The sequence below is a fragment of the Psychrobacter sp. 1Y4 genome, from assembly GCF_051847555.1.
This window is the reverse complement of the sequence record NZ_JBPYDE010000537.1, coordinates 1-716: the sequence shown is the minus strand read 5'-3', so window position 1 is coordinate 716 and position 716 is coordinate 1. Positions and strand designations below refer to the sequence as shown.

The following is a 716-nucleotide window of genomic DNA, read 5'->3' as shown; positions in this document are numbered from 1 at the left end:
CCAAATATAAACCCTTAGCAATATATATATTTTAGTAGGAAGTGGGTCGTAGTTAATGTGACGAGTTATCCTATCGTTATTTAAAGGTAATAAGCATAATTTATTGAGCAAAAAACGCAATAGGGCTTAACACTTCTTAAAGTTTCTCTAAAGTAAAAATTGATATTATCTTTTTAATACAATGAGTTTATTATTTGGTCACTACAATTTTTGAGTGAGTAATGATAAGTAGCCACGACGTTTAAACAGGTGCGCATAAGTATCTCTGTCTGACTATGACTAACTTTCAAATATCAATCCAAACGAGAGCATGTTATGACCCTTACAAAAACAGCTAAAGCTTTCAGCTTGCTTGCTATTGTCACTGCCATACAAGTTTCATCACTGACCTCTGCCTGCCAAAGAATGGCAGATCACCAGCCAGCCTAGTGTCGCTGCTGATTTTATTAAATTAGAAGACGATACTGTTTATTTAACGGATAGCCACCATCAGTTGCTCTCTTTTGATTTGTCGGACTTTTCAGCCAATGATCAAACCTATATTCTGGAAAAAAACGCACATATTCAAGCGATCAATCAGCTAGCAGTGATTGACAATCTAGTAAGTAGTAATCAATTAACGGCTATCCAAAATCCAAGCGATACTACTGTTATTGCCAATGATAATGGAACTGCACTAAACAAAGCTGATGCGGAAAGTTCTGTTATGACGAGTA

1 protein-coding gene is annotated in these 716 nt (G+C 35.8%); it reads left to right on the top strand.

The genetic code is table 11. The annotated features are described in order from the left end of the window. Positions 1-493: 493 nt before the first annotated feature. The coding region (locus ACS8FC_RS17420; RefSeq protein ID WP_439297709.1) for a hypothetical protein at positions 494-716 on the top strand (223 nt) is incomplete at its 3' end.